This window comes from Aggregatibacter sp. HK296 (assembly GCF_980469475.1).
The window spans coordinates 1,151,903-1,168,384 of sequence record NZ_OZ413142.1 but is presented as its reverse complement, the minus strand read 5'-3'; the positions used below and the strand labels follow the sequence as shown (position 1 = coordinate 1,168,384).

Sequence of the window (16,482 nt, the reverse complement as noted above, 5' to 3'; positions counted from 1 at the left end):
GGCTAAAAGTGCGGTAGGTTTTTCAGGTATTTGTTAAGTCGTGTAAAAGGAGAAGCGTATGTTATACGGGCTTGATATTGGGGGCACTAAAATTGAATTGGCGGTGTTTAATTCTCAGTTGGAGAAGCAATATAGCGAGCGGGTGGAAACACCGAAAAACAGCTATGAAGATTGGTTGAATGCCATTGTCAATTTAGTGAAGAAAGCCGATGAAAAATTTGGTTGTAAAGGGGCTGTGGGGTTGGGGATTCCGGGGTTTGTGAACCAAAGTACCGGCATTGCTGAAATTACTAATATTCGCGTGGCAGACAATAAACCCATTTTGCGTGATTTATCTGCGCTGTTAGACCGTGAAGTTCGCGCCGAGAATGATGCAAACTGTTTTGCGTTATCGGAAGCTTGGGATGCTGAAAATGCACAATATCCTTCGGTGTTAGGCTTGATTTTAGGCACCGGTTTTGGTGGTGGATTTGTATTGAATGGCAAAATTCATTCAGGACAAACAGGCATGGCGGGGGAACTGGGGCATTTGCAACTGAACTACCACGCGTTGAAATTACTCGGCTGGGATAAGGCGCCGATTTATGATTGCGGTTGCGGCAACAAAGCGTGTCTGGATACCTATTTATCCGGTCGTGGTTTTGAAATGCTATACCGTGATTTGAAAGGTGAAGCGTTACCGGCGAAAGACATCATTCAACGTTTCTATGCGGGCGATAAAAGTGCGGTGGATTTTGTCGGCGTTTTTGTGGAGCTTGCTGCGATTTCTATCGGCAACATTATTACGGCTTTCGATCCGCATCTTGTCGTGCTGGGCGGGGGATTATCCAATTTCGATTATTTATACGAAGCGTTACCAAAAGCGCTACCGCCACATTTAATGCGTAGCGCTAAAGTACCGGTGATTAAAAAAGCTAAATACGGTGATTCCGGCGGCGTGCGTGGGGCGGCAGCATTGTTTTTATCCCGCGAATGATGATTAAAAATAAAAAGGCTGAATTTATTTCAGCCTTTCTTTTTTCTTCAAGATTACGGTTTTAACAAATTATCAATGGTTTCCACTTCCAGTCTGCCTTGTTCTACACGAATGGCTTTGGCGATTTGCTTGATCATTTTATCCCGAGGATTCTTTTCATCCAGCGTATAAATCGGTGTACTGCTCAAGTAAGCGGAAATATTACTGGCAAGTAGGGGAATAAGATTTTGCACTTGCCCCATATACTGTTGTGGCGAGCCGGACCAACGAAGCACACGAATATCTTTCAAATAGACGGCGCCTTTTTGTGCATCATAATATGGCACGGTGTCGAAGGTGAGATTCAATTTGGCAGAAAATTTATCGGTAGGGAGTTGAAATAAGCCATCGATAATGCCGTTTAATTCCAATCGTTTTTCTCCCGTTTGCCCAATTTTGGCGCTGAAATCATGCAGGTTGTAGTCCACGCCGGCGAGTCCCGAAATGCCATAACTGTTTTTATAATGATTGTGTTGTTTGAGTAATTGGTTAATTTCACTTTCGCCGATAGCCAGGGCAAAAGCGGAAGTTGAGCATGTGAATGTCAGTAAACAGGCACAAATGAAAGTCATGCCTTTTTGTTTTAACCATGTAAACATAGATGTTCTCCAATGCGTAAGGTTTAAAAAAAATCAAAAAACGGTTAAACTAGACCGCACTTTTATTGGTTTCAGGAGTTTTTATGCGTCAATATATCATCAAAGCGACACTATGTTCTTCAATTCTATTGCTCTCTGCGTGCGGATCTTTATTTCCGTCGAGCAACACTCACAAACCGGGGGCGGTTATTGAGGCCGGCTCAACATCCACAGCAAAATTTGATGTTAATGCTTTTGTGCAAAAAGCGGAAACATTGCCGCGCTTTGAATATACGCATAACAATACCCATTATGTTGCGTATCTTAATGGACAACCGGAATTGATTAAAGTTACGCACGAAGGCGAGAATAAATTATTTTTCTATAAAGCCGGGAAAGTGTCTGCTGTGCAAGAAAACGGTAAAGTTTACAGCGTAAATGATGCCAATGAATCGCATAAAGCGTTCGTCGCCGAAGGGGCTAAATTGTACAAAATGTTGGGAACCAACAGCGCAGATAAAGGGGCGTCCAACATAAAAACCGGTAATGATGCTAAATTGAATTACCTTTGCATTGCAAAAATTCAGCAGGTTGCACAAACCTCACGGGTATTCCGCAGTTCAGCGAATCATGCTAACAGTGATTCGCGTCTTACCGCGGATGTTCGTTTAAACGGCAACCAATTTTATAAAATGGATTGTCAATTAGCCGGTGATCGTGTGGCTAAATTAAGTTTAATTAAAAAATAGCACGGGCTATTGGCTTAAAAGTGCGGTTAATTTTGACCGCACTTTATGTTTGTGGGGAACGAAAATATGTCGCAATTATCCGCATTATCCTTTGAGGAATATGTTCAGCAAATCCTTGCTGAGCATAAAGGTGAGCGCGTATATCATTTTACTTATAACGATAAAGAGTTTTGGTTAAAACAACCGGAACAATTACACGGTGTGTGGCATTTTTTGAAGCCGAAACCGAAACAAGCGTTTAAAAACGAAATTCAAAGTTTGCAATATCTTGCGGAACATGATGCGCCGGTGCCGCGCCTTGAAATGTTTGGTGAGGATTTTTTGGTGTTGGAAGACGGCGGGAACAGTGTGGCCCATTGGATGGGGCTTCATCTTTCCGAACAACAAAAACGCGCTATTTTATTGGATGCGGCGGTGGCATTGGCGACTTTACATCAACAAGGGTTGGTGCACGGACGTCCGGCAATTCGCGATATTCTATGGCGTGATGGTCAAGTGTTGTTTATTGATTTTGAAGTGAATGCGACCAAGCGAACTTTAAGTAAGCAAAAAGCGCGTGATTTGTTGCTGTTTATCTATAATTTATGTCGTGAAGATGAATTATCCGATGAGATCATTTGCGATGTTATGCGAAAATACCGTGAATGTTGCGAGCCACAGGAGTGGCTGGATATGTTGGCATCTGTAGAACATTATCGTTTCATTTATTATTTATTGTTGCCCTTTAAATCTATCGCCAAGCGCGATCTTATCGGGGTTTATCGGCTATATGAGAATGTTGAACAAGTGAAAAAAGAGGACTAAATGAAAAAAATCATCATGACATTATTTATTGTTTTGAGTCTCAGCGCCTGTTCCGTCGGTGTCGGTGTTGGTGGCGGTTCTAATGGTGTCGGCGTAGGCGTTGGTGTTGGCACTGGCGTTCGATTCTAAAAAAAATGCCCGATAATATTTCTTATCGGGCATTTTTTAATGTTTAACGTACGACTTTAATGTCTGTTCCACTTCATAAATCCAATCTAATTCATGTTGCGTGAACCCGGCCTGTAAACGGGCATCTGTGTTGATTACCCCTTTAAAAATTACAATTCGATATTTATGCAGCAATTCGGTAAAGCATTTCATGGCATCTAATCCGCGTTTGGCGGAAAGCGCATGATACCAATGATTGCCGATATAAACGTGTCCGATTTCATCCGTTAAAATCACATCTAAAATTTTGACGGCGGCCATATCTTTTCGTTGTGCAATCTTTTCTTGCAATATAGGTGTGGCATCCAGTCCGCGCGCTTCCAGTACACGTGGTACTAATGCCATTCGTTCCCAAATATCGTGCGCGGTTGCCTGCGCCATTTCCCATAAACCGGCATGGGCTTCAAAATCGCCATATTGATATCCAAGGGTCTGCAAATGCGCGTTGACTAAGGAAAAGTGTGTACTTTCTTCACGTGCGACGCGTAGCCAATCCTTTACAAATGCCATGCCCTCGCCTAATTCTTGTTGTGCATTTCGGCCAAAACGCCAAGCAGCATCTAAGCCTAAATTAATGGCATTAAATTCAATATGGGCAATAGCATGCAACGTTGCGGCATAACCTTCTTCTGTGGCGAAAGAACGTTTCGGTACATCTTTCGGTGCAACGAGCAGCGGCTTCTCCGGAATACCGGCAAGATCCATTTGTGGTGTTATTTCCGGAAAATCGGATAATTCCGCCAATTTAATCTGCGGTAATAGCTCATCATAAAGATGATTCACTAAGCGGCATTTTTCTAACGGATCTGTGGTTTGCAGAGCTGTGGTAACGGCATGCCAAAAATCTTGAGCGGCATAAAGTGCGGTCATTTTTTCCCTCATTTTTTATTGTTCTTCCGGAACGTAACGAATTAACCCTTCTTGTTGGGTGGTCGCAATTAATCTGCCATCTGCCGCAAAAAATTGACCACGTGCAAGGCCGCGGGCAGCATAGGCGTTATTACTTTCAATGGCATAGAGCAACCAATCATTCATATCAAACGGGCGATGGAACCAAATAGAATGGTCGATGGTGGCAACTTTCATGCCTTTTTGTAAAAAACCTTTTTCATGGGGATGAAGTGCGGTCAAAATGCAATGAAAATCGGAGAAGTAGGCAAGCAGACATTGTTGAATGCGATAGTCTGTCGGTGCTTCGCCATTGGTACGTACCCAAGAGTATTGTTGCGGTGGCAGTTTGTGTCCACGGAACGGGTTATTTAAATATTTGGTGCGAATATCAAATGGACGCTCTGCCGTAAATTTATCACGCACGGCTTCTGGAATGGTTTGCGCCATTTGCTGAATGACCGAGCTTTCTGACATGAGGGCATCAGGGGCTTCTATCTTTGGCATCTCGCTTTGGTGTTCAAAGCCTTGTTCCAGCGTTTGGAAAGAGGCGGTAATGTGACAAATCGGTGATTTATGTTGAATGGCTTTTACCCGCATCGCCGTGAAATTTCTGCCTTCGCGTAAAATTTCGACATCATAAATAATCGGATATTGACTGTCGCCCGGCGAGAGAAAATAGGCGTGGCAAGAATGTAAAAAACGATCTTGAGGGGCGACTTGAATTGCAGCAGAAAGCGCTTGCGCCACGACTTGACCACCGAACACTTGGCGAAACCCGAGATCTTGGCTTGCGCCGCGAAAAAGTAAATCGTCGATTTTTTCCAGTTTTAACAGTTCGATAAGTTGGTTAAGTGCGGTCATGATTTTCCTCGTTTGTTTAAAGTTCAGGCTGTTCTGATGTGATCCGGAGATAACATTTGCAATTCAATAGGGCTTATTGCATAATGCGAAACCTTAATCGCGCTATCAAATCTTGCGGTTAATTCAATGGAAACCTTTTCGGTCCCTCGCAATGAAGTCTGGTTTACCAGGTCAGGTTCGGAAGAAAGCAGCCAAAGTCAGAATTTTCGTGTGCCGAGACTAAGCCGGAAAGGTTTCCACCTTTCCAGCCCTTCTTTTTAAATACGTTGTGTCAGTTGCTTGAAAAAGCCATTTTCTTTATTGACCAATTCGCTGTACGAACCTTGTTCAATTAATCGACTGTTATCGATCACCACAAGTTGATCAAATTGCTCAATGGCGGTTAAACGGTGCGTCACCATAATCAAGGTTTTACCGACACTGTGAGCCAAAATCGCTTGCAGAATATTGCGTTCGGTTTCGCGATCCAAACCTTCTGTCGGTTCATCTAAGAGTAAAATAGGCGCATCATTTAATAACACGCGTGCCAAGCCTAAACGACGTTGTTCTCCGCCTGATAACGGACGACCGCCGTCTCCCAGCCATAAATCTAATCCTTGTTCTTGATTCACCAATTTTTCCAAGCCCACCTGTTGTAGCACGGCAACCATTTTTTCATCGCTTAATGGCGCATGGGTAGCGAGTTTCAAGTTGTTACGCAACGTATCGCTAAACACATGCACGCGTTGCGTTAAGAAACAAAATTGTTGGCGTAAACTGCTTTCACTATAGGCTTGAATGCGATTACCGGCGAATAAGATTTCCCCTTGATTGGCATCATAATTGCGTACCAATAATTGAAGTAGCGTCGATTTGCCGCTGCCGGTTTTTCCTAAAATGGCAAGTTTTTCACCGGCTTGAATATGGAGATTTAAGTCCACTAATGCCGGATTATCACGTTGCGGATAAGTGAAATGAACTTGATTAATTTGCAATAACGGCACTTGAGTTTGGCTTTCAACAAGTTGCGTGCCGGAAAAATCTACAAGTGGTTGCTGTTCGATAATATCTGTTACCCGTTCAGCTGACGCCACCATTTGCCCAATGTGCAAAAATGCTGCACCGATAGGCATCAGAATTTCAAACGAGGCGAGGGCGGCAAAAGCAAACAAGCCAATCAACGCTGCGCGATATTCATCACTGCCCAAATCCACTTGTGCGGCAAACCACATCACAATACATAACACCAAGCCGTTGGCGAACAACAAAAGTGCGGTGGAAAATCCCGATAAATTCGCTTCCTGTTGTTGATAGGCTTGCCATTGCTGTTCGGTTTGGCTCAATTTCCCTTTTAGTTTTTCTTCCCCGTTAAATAACAACAGTTCTGCTTGAGCCTGAATAAATTCCACAAATTGTGTGCGGTAAAGCGCGCGGGATTGGGTTAATTTTGCGCCGAATTTGTTGCCCAGATGGTAAAAGATTGTTGGAATCACCAATAATAATGTCAGTAACGTGAGGCCAAGGAATAGGGCGAGTGGCACATGAACAAAACTTAATCCAAGGGTAATAAATATAATCACCACAATGGAGCTGATAAATGGTGCAATCAGGCGAAGATAAAGACCGTCCAAGGTATCCACATCGGCAACCAAACGGTTTAATAAATCACTGTTACGATAGCGATTAAGTACACCCGGGCTTAACGGGATAATTTTTCTAAACACTTGCACGCGTAATTTGGCTAGCACGCGGAAGGTGGCGTCATGAGTAACAACTTTTTCAAAATAGCGTGCCACGGTACGTCCGATGGCTAAACCGCGTACGCTGGCAGACGGATAGAAAAAGTTAAACAATGAACCTAAACCGGCAATGGCGGTCGCCCCCAAGAACCAACCGGAAAGGGTAAGCAACCCGATGCTGGAGGCAAGTCCTAAAATCATTAATAAACCACCGAAAATTAACGGCAGTTTGGCAAATTTAAATAAACGAATAAAAGGCAATAAAGCACGCATTAGTTAATATCCTGTTGTCGTTGTGCCAATAATTCGGCGAAGAAACCTTGATGTTGCAGTTGGTCAAAATGCCCCTGCTGAATAATTTGTCCGTGGCGCATCACTAAAATGGTGTCGCATTGTTTCAGATCTTCAATGCGGTGGGTGATCATCACGGTTGTTTGTTGGCGACTGATGTGTTGCAAGGCTTGTAACACTTGATTTTCCGATTGCGCATCGAGGCTAGCAGTCGGTTCATCCAGTAATAACAAATCACCTTTACGCAGTAGCGCACGAGCAACGGCCAAACGTTGTGCTTGCCCCACGGACACGCCAATGCCACCTTCTTTAATTTCTGCCTCTAAGCCGAGACGGTCGGTAAATTCTTTCGCTTGCGCTAATGCCAACGCCTGATCAATTTCTTGCGCAGAAGCTTGAATATCACCCAATAATAAATTCTCTTTAATCGTGCCTTGCAACAACAACGGGTTTTGTCCGACCCATGCAATGTGTTTGCGCCATTGGGCTAAATCGACATTGCGCAATTCTTGCCCGTTGATTTTCAGGCTGCCTTCATAAGGTAAAAAGCCTAAAATGGCATTGATCAGCGAGGTTTTTCCGGCGCCGCTTTGTCCCACAATCGCGATGTGGCTCTGCGCCGGAATATGAAAATTCAGCGCCTCTGTCAGCGGTTTACCTTGTGGCGACAAGACCACCACATTTTCACCTGAAATTTCCACCGCACTTTGGCTTTCAAATGCCGCTTTGCTGTTGCCTTGAGCGATTAAATAATCTTCTTCCAAGAAATCTACAATGGCATCTGCCGCACCGATACCGGCGGCACGGTCATGATAATAGGTGCCGAGGTCGCGTAAGGGTTGGTAAAACTCCGGTGCAAGAATAAGGCAGAAGAAACCGATAAAGAGTGTAATCGGCGTGCCGTAACTGCCGAATTCCACTTGCCCTAAATAACTGAAACCGAAATACACTGCCATTAATGCAATAGAAATCGAGGTAAAAAACTCCAACACGGCAGAGGAGAGGAATGCCATTTTCAAGACATCCATGGTAGTTTCACGGAAATCTTCCGTGCTGTTTTCAATATGGCGGGTTTGCTCGGAAGTGCGGTCGAATAAACGCAAGGTTTCCAAACCGCGCAGACGATCGAGGAATTGACCGCTTAACCGAGCAAGGGTATCCATGTTCTTTTGGCTGCTGTCTGCTGCCGCTTTGCCCACCAAAATCATGAAGATAGGAATCAGCGGCGCGGTGCCCATTAAAATCAAACCGGCTGTCCAATTCAACGGGAACACGGCAATCAGAATAATCATCGGCACAATGGCGGAAAGCGCTTGTTGCGGTAAATAGCGGGCGTAGAAATTGTGCAGGTTTTCCACCTGTTCCAACATGATGGTTGCCCAACTGCCGGCAGGTTTATTGTTAATCGTTGCAGGGCCAACTTGATGGATTTTATCCAAAATTTGCTGACGAATAATATTCCGTAATAATTGACCGCACTTGAAGCCGATTTTTTCTCGGAGCCACAAAATCAGCGCACGTAGCGCAAAGCCGACGACTAAGCCGATAAAGTAAGGCGCTAAACCGGTGACCGGTTCGCCCAGAATAATGAGCTTATGCAGCAAAGAGGCCAAGAGATAAGTCTGCCCCACTAAAATCACCGAGGAGAACGTGGCGAGCAGAATGTTGAGATTTAAATATTTTTTAATCGGCTTTTGCTGTGTGCGAAGCCATTGTTGCAAATATTTTTGACGAGATTTATCCATAAGTTATGTTGTATCAGAAACAGAAAAACGGAAGGTGGGCGTTATTGCCCACCCTGTATTGCACAATGTGTTGTCTCGGTGCGATGACCGAACAGTTATGCTTTTTGCGCATCCAAATAACGCTCGGCATCTAATGCCGCCATGCAGCCGGTGCCAGCAGAGGTAATGGCTTGACGATAGTTGTGATCCATCACATCGCCTGCGGCAAAAACACCTTCCACAGAAGTGGCGGTTGCATTGCCCTCTAAACCGGATTTCACCACGATATAGCCGTTCTTTAATTCCAGCTGATCTTGGAAAATTTCCGTATTCGGTGCATGGCCGATGGCCACGAAGACGCCGTCTAATACGACTTCTTCTGTTGCTTCAGATTGCACGTCTTTCAAACGTACGCCGGTCACACCCATGTTGTCGCCCAACACTTCATCTAAAGTGCGGTTGGTATGCAACACAATTTTGCCTTCTTCCACTTTTTTGTATAAGCGGTCGATAAGAATTTTCTCTGCGCGGAAACTATCGCGACGGTGGATTAAATGCACCTCAGAAGCAATGTTGGCTAAATAAAGCGCTTCTTCCACGGCGGTGTTACCGCCACCGATGACGGCAACCGGTTTGTTGCGATAGAAGAAACCGTCACAAGTGGCACAAGCGGAAACGCCACGACCTTTGAAGTTTTCTTCGGAAGGTAAGCCTAAATAACGGGCGGAAGCACCGGTGGCGATGATTAACGCATCGCAGCTAAAGGTTTGTGCATCGCCGTATAATTTGAATGGGCGAGAAGATAAATCTACACGGTTAATGTGATCGAAGACGATCTCGGTCTCAAATTTTTCTGCGTGTTGCAACATTCTTTGCATTAATTCCGGACCGGTCGTTTCACCGAAATCACCCGGCCAGTTTTCAATTTCACTGGTGGTAGTGAGTTGTCCGCCTTGTTGTAATCCTGTGACGAGCACCGGTTTCAAATTAGCGCGCGCCGCATAAATAGCCGCAGTGTAACCAGCAGGGCCTGATCCTAAAATGAGTAATTGAGCGTGTTTCATATCCGACATAATCAATCCTTATCAACTTGAAATTTGTGGGCGCTATTATAGAAGATTTCCCATCAGTACAACAACGAATAGAGCAATCGGCGGTATTTATTGGTTACCGGATCGTTGTTGCCGATGGCGACCAAGATGGATAAAAATTCCTGCTTAATTTTGCCGTCCTCTGCGCCTAAATCTTGACGTAAAATGGTAAATAACAAGTCCAACGCCTCTTCGTTGCGGTTGGCTTGGTGTAATTGCAAGGCCAATTTTAACGCAAGATCATGGGTTGCCCGTTTTGCAAATTCTTCCTGTAATTGTTGAATTTCCGGCGTATCGGCGGCTTTAATCAACAAGTCAATTTGTGCTTGTAATCCTTGCCAGCGACTGTCGCGATCTTGCAAGGGGATTTTGTTCAAAATCTGCTGTGCAGGCTCAGTTTTTTTCATGGCGATATAGGTTTCCGCATAGAGCAGTGAGATATCGCTATTTTTCTGATCAGACAACTCCCACGCCTCTTTCAACAATGGCAACGCCTGCTCATAGTTTTCCACCGCAAGCAAATCCAACGCCTGATTAAATTTGATTTCTTCCTCTTTCGGCAAAATCACACTCAAACGCTGTTGCAAGGTGGTGTTATCCAACGCGCCTTGAAACGCATCCAACGCTTGCCCATCTCTAAACAAATAAGTGGTCGGCAAGGCTTGAATACGAAACTGCGCCGCCACCATTTGTTCTTTCTCACAATCTACTTTTGCCAACACAAATTGCCCTTGGTATTGGTTGGCATAATTTTCCAAGGTTTTCACAAACGCCACCGAATCTGCATGGCTTGGCGCATAAAACGTGATCACCAAAGGATGATGTTGTGAAAGCTGTAAAATTTCGTTGAGATTTTGCTCGTTGAGGTCACGAATGGCAGGAAAATCCGTCATATTCTTCTCTTGTTTTGAATGAAATGAATGGCGCGCATTATAGCAAAGTACGGTAGGATTTTTTAGTGTTTTTCAGGGTATAGCCTCTTAAAGGCTTGCAAGATTGACGATTCGCATAAAGGAGATTCGGATAGGGTTTAAACCCCCAAAACATCCGAAAAATTGACTGCACTTTTCATGTCATTTCCTATTAGTAAAAAATGTTGTTCATAAAGCGTGGCTTATTGCTTAATCAAATAACAAGGAGAAAATCATGAAAAAATGTCGGTTTTGTTTGTTAAAGAAGAATAGTGAATGCCGATACTACCGATTAGCCGTAATCGATGGCGTACAAGAAATTTCCCCTTATGGTCTGGAAATAGCGTGGCAAGTAACTGCACTTTTAAAATATAGAGTAAGAAGGCATAATTGCGGCTCTAGTTTTTCGAATTATTTATTTTAGGAGCAAAAAGATGAATATTTTATTATTGGATGGTGGCAAAGATTTCGGACATTCACATGGTGATTTGAACCATACACTTCATAAAAAAGCAAAAGAAATTTTGACCGCACTTGGACACAATATAAAAGAAACCGTGATTGATGCCGGCTATGATGTTGAGGCAGAAATCGAAAAATTTGTTTGGATGGATGCCGTAATTTGGCAGATGCCGGGTTGGTGGATGCACGAACCTTGGACAGTGAAAAAATACATAGACGAAGTATTAACCAGCGGACACGGCAAGCTTTACCACAGTGATGGTCGTCATCGTGTCAATCCGACAGAAGGCTACGGCACAGGTGGTTTGTTGCAAGGCAAAAAACACATGCTCTCACTTACTTGGAATGCCCCGATTGAAGCCTTCACCCGTGAAGGCGATTTCTTTGAAGGAAAAGGCGTAGATGCGTTATACATGCACTTCCATAAACTCAACGAATTCATCGGCTTGACCTGTCTGCCGACATTCTTATGTAACGACGTGATTAAAAATCCACAAGTAGAACAATACTTAGCAGACTACCAAGCACATTTGGAAAAAGTGTTTGGTTAATTACTAAATATTAGTTTAGAAGGTGAGCATTTTAGCTCACCTTTTTTATTCAACTAGATTTTGTGAAAGACATTAAAAATGTGATAATTATTAAACATTTTAAGAGACTTTATTTATAAAAATATTTGGAGAAAGCATGGAACATAAACTTGAGGACATCATTGCGATTTTTAATCAATGTTTTGAAGAAGAATATAATACGAGATTGGTTAAAGGTGGGGATGAGCCGATTTATATTCCTGCAAATGATGAGGTGCCTTATAACGCCATTTACTTTGAGAGAGGCTTTTGCAGCAGTGCATTATATGAAATTGCCCATTGGTTAGTGGCGGGGAAAGAGCGCCGTAAATTAGACGATTTTGGCTATTGGTATGAGCCGGATGGTCGTTCTGAAGAACGCCAGCGTGATTTTAAAAGGTGGAAGTGAAACCGCAAGCATTAGAATGGATTTTGGCGACAGCGGCAGGTTTCCGTTATTTTGCCAGTGCGGATAATTTGAATGGTAATCCGGGCGATACACAGCCTTTTAAACAAGACGTGTATGAACAAGTGAAAATCTACGCGGAAAAAGGTTTACCAAAACGAGCGGAAACGTTACGTTATGCTCTTGCTATTTTTTATGGCACAGAAGATCGTATTGATTTAAGTAAATTTGATGTGACGCGTATTTAAAGTAATATTATTTTTTACCCTGTTTACAGGGAGTGTAATCAATATTATCAACTAAACAATAGTTTGTTTTATAATTTTTTACAAAAATAAAGGACTAATTTCTATGAAATTTCCAAAAACACTTATCACTACTGCCATTCTAGGCTTTTCACTTGCTTCTTTTCATTCTACCGCTTGGGCGGGTACGCCGGAACAGCAATTCCAACAAGGTCTTGAAGCTACAGAAAGGGGCGATTATCAAACCGCCTTTAAACTTTGGTTACCTCTGGCGGAGCAAGGTGATGCGATCGCCCAAGTTCTTTTGGGAAATGCGTATGAAAATGGACTTGGCGTCAAACAAGATTATTTTGAAGCGGTGAAGTGGTATCGCCAAGCGGCGGAGCAGGGAGATGCAGCTGCTCAATTGAAATTGGGCGCGATGTATGAAGATGGACGTGGCGTCAAACAAGATGATGTTGAAGCGGTGAAGTGGTATCGCCAAGCGGCGGAGCAAGGATTTGCACTGGCTCAATTGCAATTGGGCTTGGTGTATAATAAGGGACTCGGCGTAAAACAAGATGATGTTGAAGCGGTGAGGTGGTATCGCCAAGCGGCGGAACAGGGAGATGCACAGGCTCAATTTATGTTGGGATTCTCATATCTTTTAGGAAAAGGTATTCAAGTAAATAAATCTTTAGCTAAAGAATGGTTTGGTAAGGCTTGCAATAATGGTGAACAACGGGGTTGTGAATATTATGGCAAGTTAAATAGAGGAGAGATGTAATAACACGTTTACAGCTCATATTGGCGAGTAGAAATTGTGTTTTATTTAATTATAAGTTTAATAAGGATGCAAAATAATGAAGAAAAAATTAACCTTAGCTGTTTTATTATTGGCGATGATTGGTGGCGGAGCAGTGTATTTTACCCAATATTACCCAGAACAGACAGAAATTCGGAAGTTAGAACGTTTATTAGAGCGTAAACAGCATTATAACGATAAAAAAGCGAGTAATGAATTAAGCCAATTCCCTGCTGAGCGTTTGCGTGTGTTAGCAGAAAAAGGTTATCCAGCTGCACAATTTCAGTTAGCCGAAATATATGAAAGTAATAAACAAGAAGAATTTGCTAAAAAATGGTATGAGAAAGCAGCAGCTCAGAATTATGCTGAGGCTTATTATCAATTATCCAATTTAGATGAGCAAAGAAAAGATGAATATCGTGAAAAAGCTGTTCAATTAGGAAGTTATCATGCGAAAGGTCACCAGGCATTCCACTTGCTTGTTAACGGAGATAAGTTAAGTGCAATAATGTTATGGACCCAAAATGCTGAAGCAGGATTCCCAGTGGCTCAAGCAAATTTAGGAAATGCCTATTTTTATGGTGATGGTGTGCAACAAGATTGGCAGAAAGCATTTTATTGGTATAGTGAAGCTTACAAAAATATAAAAATAAATAGTTCATTTGATTTTTTTCCACTAGTACTTGGACGTAAAGATTTTGATATTTACCAAGATTTAGCTACGCTTTATTTATTAGGTTTGGGTACGCCAAAGAATGAAAAAATGGTTGAAGAATTGTTGGATAAATGTAAAGAACATTCGGCTTGCAAAGATAAAAAAATTACGGATATTACCGATTTAAAACTGAGTATTCTTAGTCGGGATGATTTACCAAATCAACCTGAGCTTCAAGAAAAAATCGAAGCGATTAAAGAAGAGTTGGTGTTAAGCAAAGATCCGAAAGTGTTAATTAAGCTAGGCGAGTTGGAAAAAGATAAATCCAAAGCCCAAAAATACTTTGGTGATGCTTGCGATTTACGCAGTCAAGAAGGGTGTGATAAATATCGTGAGCTCAATCAAAAACAAGAGACTAATAAATAGTGAGTAAGTCACCAACAAAGCACCTGAGATTCTTAATCTCCTCTTCGCTGTCAATTCTCCCTAAAATCGGCTAGAACAGGCCGATTTTATTTTTTGATTTAACTTTAGAAAGATATGAAAGATTCTATTATTGCAAAACTTGAAAGTTTAAAAGAACGTTATGAAGAATTAGAGGCATTGCTAGGTGATGCGTCGGTGATTTCACCATCTTCGCCTGAATCATAAATCGTCAACGGTACAACCGTCAGACGATTTTTGATTTCCACACCATTGTTAAAGGTATAAGGGGTAAATAAGGGGGCATATTTAGGATTCATTTTATTTTCCGTATTAACTTTCTGAGTTTTGTTGCTCGCTATATTACGGGCTTGTTTTTTGCTAAAAAAGCAACGGATAATAAAATTAGTTTTGCTAATTTGGAAAATATAGTCTATGAGACAATGAATGAAACGGTTTCCGAGCACTTGAATTAAGGTATCTATTAACATTTATTGTTGCTCTGAATGGCGTAGAAAAAATGTACTTGTAAAAAGGTTTCAAGACTATTTACCAAAACACCTGAAAATCTGACCGCACTTTGGAAGAAAAAAGGTTGTCTGAAACTTAACTTTCAGACAACCTCATTTTTAACTTTGCAGCAAAGCGAAAGAATATTTCATCATCTCCTACTGGGAAAATATGTTGTTCATAAATTGAGATTTATTGCTTAATCATTTATCCGTACAATCTGCCTCATCAAATATTTTAAGGAGGCAATGATGAAAAAAATGCCTGTATTGTTTGTCGGGCATGGTAGCCCGATGAATGTTTTAGATAAAGAAAACCCATTCAATCAGAATTTCAGCCTAATTACGCAAAAGTTTGCCAAACCAAAAGCTATTTTGATGATTTCGGCGCATTGGTACAGCGGCCGTTTGCAGGTAACTTCAAGTGAACGTCCTGAAATGATTTACGATTTCTACGGCTTTCCTGAAGAACTCAGCCAAGTGCAATATCCGGCGCCCGGCTCGCCTGAGCTGGCGGAACAAGTGCGGTTGTTATTGCAGCCGGAAAATGTTGAGCTGAACTCAACGCGTGGTTTTGATCATGGCGCTTGGGCGGTGTTGAAGTTTCTCTATCCCGATGCCGATATTCCCGTCGTGCAACTGAGTCTTAACCGTTTGCAACCGGCAGAGTGGCATTTTAATTTAGCGAAAAAATTATCTGCTTTGCGTGAACAGGGTGTCTTGATTATCGGCAGCGGCAATATTGTGCATAATCTGAGAGCCATAAGCTGGGAACATATTGATCAAATCGGTGCAGGTTATGACTGGGCGTATGCGTTCCGTGATCATATTAATCACGCCATGACCACACAAAATAACGATGAATTGGTGCATTATGAGCAATTTGGTGAAGGTGCGGTACTTTCCGTACCCACACCTGATCACTATTTGCCACTCTTGTATGTAATGGCGCTACGAGAGCCTAATGAAAAAGTGGCATTTTTCAATGATAATTTGATTGCGGGTTCATTGAGTATGACCTCTGTGTTGGTGGAATGAAATGAACGCAACACTTTATGTTGAAATCTATAAATTGGTGTTGTAATAGGGCGGGGTGGTGGCGAGCATTTCGCTTTCAGTTGCCGAGTTTGAGGCACCGTTCACGCACGGATCCGCCCGGTAAAGTAACATGAGAAAACACAATGAGAGCGCTTCTTGCTTTGAAGGTGACAACAATCACGTTATGTTCTGAAAATTAGTGATTTGTTGTTGAAAATAGATTAATCACCAGCACGCCGGAAATAATCAGGGCAATTCCTAACATAGCGAGCATATCGAGTTTTTGTCCAAAGGCAAAGAAGGCAACCATCGCTGTCAAAATGATCCCTGCGCCGGACCAAACGGCATAGACCAAGCCGACAGGCAGGCTGCGGAAGACGATGGAGACCAAATAAAACGATAAGGCATAAATCAATAACGCACTTATGGTAGGAAGCTGTTTGGTAAAACCATTGCTTAATTTCAGCAAATTGGTGGCGATGACTTCCAAGCCGATAGAGCCACCCAGTAAAAGCCAAGGATTCATATTTTCTCTCTGTTTGTAAAATCTTTCTAAAAAATGACCGCACTTTAGAATGCGATTGAACCGT

At 42.5% G+C, this 16,482-nt stretch carries 17 protein-coding genes, 1 other RNA gene and 1 pseudogene; 10 read left to right on the top strand and 9 right to left on the bottom strand.

Features of this window, described 5'->3' with window-relative positions:
* Positions 1-58 precede the first annotated feature (58 nt).
* The gene (nagK, locus tag AC30SH_RS05530; protein WP_314886409.1) at positions 59-976 is read left to right on the top strand and encodes an N-acetylglucosamine kinase; all 918 of its coding nucleotides are present in this window, start codon (positions 59-61) and stop codon (positions 974-976) included.
* A 53-nt stretch (positions 977-1,029) separates the two neighbouring features.
* On the opposite strand, the gene AC30SH_RS05525 is transcribed toward nagK, so the two are convergent.
* Positions 1,030-1,614: a YceB family lipoprotein gene (locus tag AC30SH_RS05525; protein WP_212510601.1), complete on the bottom strand. Its 585-nt coding sequence runs from the start codon at positions 1,612-1,614 to the stop codon at positions 1,030-1,032.
* 83 nt (positions 1,615-1,697) lie between these two features.
* Between AC30SH_RS05525 and AC30SH_RS05520 the strand changes: the two genes are divergently transcribed.
* From AC30SH_RS05520 to AC30SH_RS05510, 3 genes are all read left to right on the top strand, one after another.
* A complete protein-coding gene (locus AC30SH_RS05520; protein ID WP_212510602.1) occupies positions 1,698-2,342 on the top strand; it encodes a hypothetical protein in 645 nt (214 codons plus the stop codon).
* 66 nt (positions 2,343-2,408) lie between these two features.
* Positions 2,409-3,146 (top strand): lipopolysaccharide kinase InaA family protein, encoded by a 738-nt coding sequence (locus tag AC30SH_RS05515; RefSeq protein ID WP_249113889.1) that lies wholly within the window; start codon positions 2,409-2,411, stop codon positions 3,144-3,146.
* Positions 3,147-3,275 carry a lipoprotein gene (locus AC30SH_RS05510; RefSeq protein WP_006717757.1) on the top strand — a complete coding sequence of 43 codons (129 nt, stop codon included), beginning with the start codon at positions 3,147-3,149 and terminating at the stop codon, positions 3,273-3,275. It abuts the gene before it with no gap.
* Between the two features lie 36 nt (positions 3,276-3,311).
* Here the strand turns inward: AC30SH_RS05510 and AC30SH_RS05505 are convergent, their stop codons facing one another.
* Both AC30SH_RS05505 and tesB read right to left on the bottom strand, forming a co-directional pair.
* Positions 3,312-4,184 carry a ferritin-like domain-containing protein gene (locus AC30SH_RS05505; protein WP_489582251.1) on the bottom strand — a complete coding sequence of 291 codons (873 nt, stop codon included), beginning with the start codon at positions 4,182-4,184 and terminating at the stop codon, positions 3,312-3,314.
* Positions 4,185-4,199: 15 nt separating this feature from the next.
* Entirely contained in the window at positions 4,200-5,066 is an 867-nt protein-coding gene (gene tesB, locus AC30SH_RS05500; RefSeq protein WP_489582250.1) for an acyl-CoA thioesterase II, read from the bottom strand.
* Between the two features lie 135 nt (positions 5,067-5,201).
* Here tesB and ffs point away from each other — a divergent pair.
* Positions 5,202-5,300: signal recognition particle sRNA small type (ffs, locus tag AC30SH_RS05495), an RNA gene on the top strand.
* 23 nt (positions 5,301-5,323) lie between these two features.
* Here the strand turns inward: ffs and cydC are convergent.
* The 4 genes from cydC to AC30SH_RS05475 all read right to left on the bottom strand — a co-directional run bounded on the left by cydC (position 5,324) and on the right by AC30SH_RS05475 (position 10,783).
* Positions 5,324-7,057: a heme ABC transporter ATP-binding protein/permease CydC gene (gene cydC, locus AC30SH_RS05490; RefSeq protein WP_489582249.1), complete on the bottom strand. Its 1,734-nt coding sequence runs from the start codon at positions 7,055-7,057 to the stop codon at positions 5,324-5,326.
* Positions 7,057-8,820 (bottom strand): heme ABC transporter permease/ATP-binding protein CydD, encoded by a 1,764-nt coding sequence (cydD, locus tag AC30SH_RS05485; protein WP_489582248.1) that lies wholly within the window; start codon positions 8,818-8,820, stop codon positions 7,057-7,059. The genes cydC and cydD overlap by 1 nt, the downstream gene beginning before the upstream one ends.
* 95 nt (positions 8,821-8,915) lie before the next feature.
* The gene (trxB, locus tag AC30SH_RS05480) at positions 8,916-9,872 is read right to left on the bottom strand and encodes a thioredoxin-disulfide reductase (RefSeq protein WP_489582247.1); all 957 of its coding nucleotides are present in this window, start codon (positions 9,870-9,872) and stop codon (positions 8,916-8,918) included.
* A gap of 53 nt (positions 9,873-9,925) precedes the next feature.
* Positions 9,926-10,783, bottom strand: coding sequence for a co-chaperone YbbN (locus tag AC30SH_RS05475; RefSeq protein ID WP_489582246.1), 858 nt, complete (start codon positions 10,781-10,783; stop codon positions 9,926-9,928).
* Positions 10,784-11,235: 452 nt separating this feature from the next.
* Between AC30SH_RS05475 and AC30SH_RS05470 the strand changes: the two genes are divergently transcribed.
* The 4 genes and pseudogenes from AC30SH_RS05470 (at position 11,236) to AC30SH_RS05455 (ending at position 14,348) form a co-directional block, all read left to right on the top strand.
* Entirely contained in the window at positions 11,236-11,814 is a 579-nt protein-coding gene (locus AC30SH_RS05470) for an NAD(P)H-dependent oxidoreductase (RefSeq protein ID WP_489582245.1), read from the top strand.
* Positions 11,815-11,950: 136 nt separating this feature from the next.
* Positions 11,951-12,486 (top strand): annotated as a pseudogene (locus AC30SH_RS05465) (elongation factor P hydroxylase).
* A gap of 103 nt (positions 12,487-12,589) precedes the next feature.
* Positions 12,590-13,249, top strand: a complete 660-nt coding sequence (locus tag AC30SH_RS05460; RefSeq protein WP_489582244.1) for a tetratricopeptide repeat protein — start codon at positions 12,590-12,592, stop codon at positions 13,247-13,249.
* Positions 13,250-13,325: 76 nt separating this feature from the next.
* Positions 13,326-14,348, top strand: coding sequence for a tetratricopeptide repeat protein (locus AC30SH_RS05455; RefSeq protein WP_489582243.1), 1,023 nt, complete (start codon positions 13,326-13,328; stop codon positions 14,346-14,348).
* Positions 14,349-14,506: 158 nt separating this feature from the next.
* Here the strand turns inward: AC30SH_RS05455 and AC30SH_RS05450 are convergent, their stop codons facing one another.
* On the bottom strand, positions 14,507-14,836 hold the full coding sequence (locus AC30SH_RS05450) for a hypothetical protein (protein WP_489582407.1): 330 nt from the start codon (positions 14,834-14,836) through the stop codon (positions 14,507-14,509).
* 270 nt (positions 14,837-15,106) lie between these two features.
* Here AC30SH_RS05450 and ygiD point away from each other — a divergent pair, with 270 nt between their 5' ends.
* Positions 15,107-15,892 carry a 4,5-DOPA-extradiol-dioxygenase gene (gene ygiD, locus AC30SH_RS05445; RefSeq protein WP_489582242.1) on the top strand — a complete coding sequence of 262 codons (786 nt, stop codon included), beginning with the start codon at positions 15,107-15,109 and terminating at the stop codon, positions 15,890-15,892.
* Positions 15,893-16,088: 196 nt separating this feature from the next.
* On the opposite strand, the gene AC30SH_RS05440 is transcribed toward ygiD, so the two are convergent.
* Positions 16,089-16,418 carry a DMT family transporter gene (locus tag AC30SH_RS05440; RefSeq protein WP_489582241.1) on the bottom strand — a complete coding sequence of 110 codons (330 nt, stop codon included), beginning with the start codon at positions 16,416-16,418 and terminating at the stop codon, positions 16,089-16,091.
* Positions 16,419-16,482 lie beyond the last annotated feature (64 nt).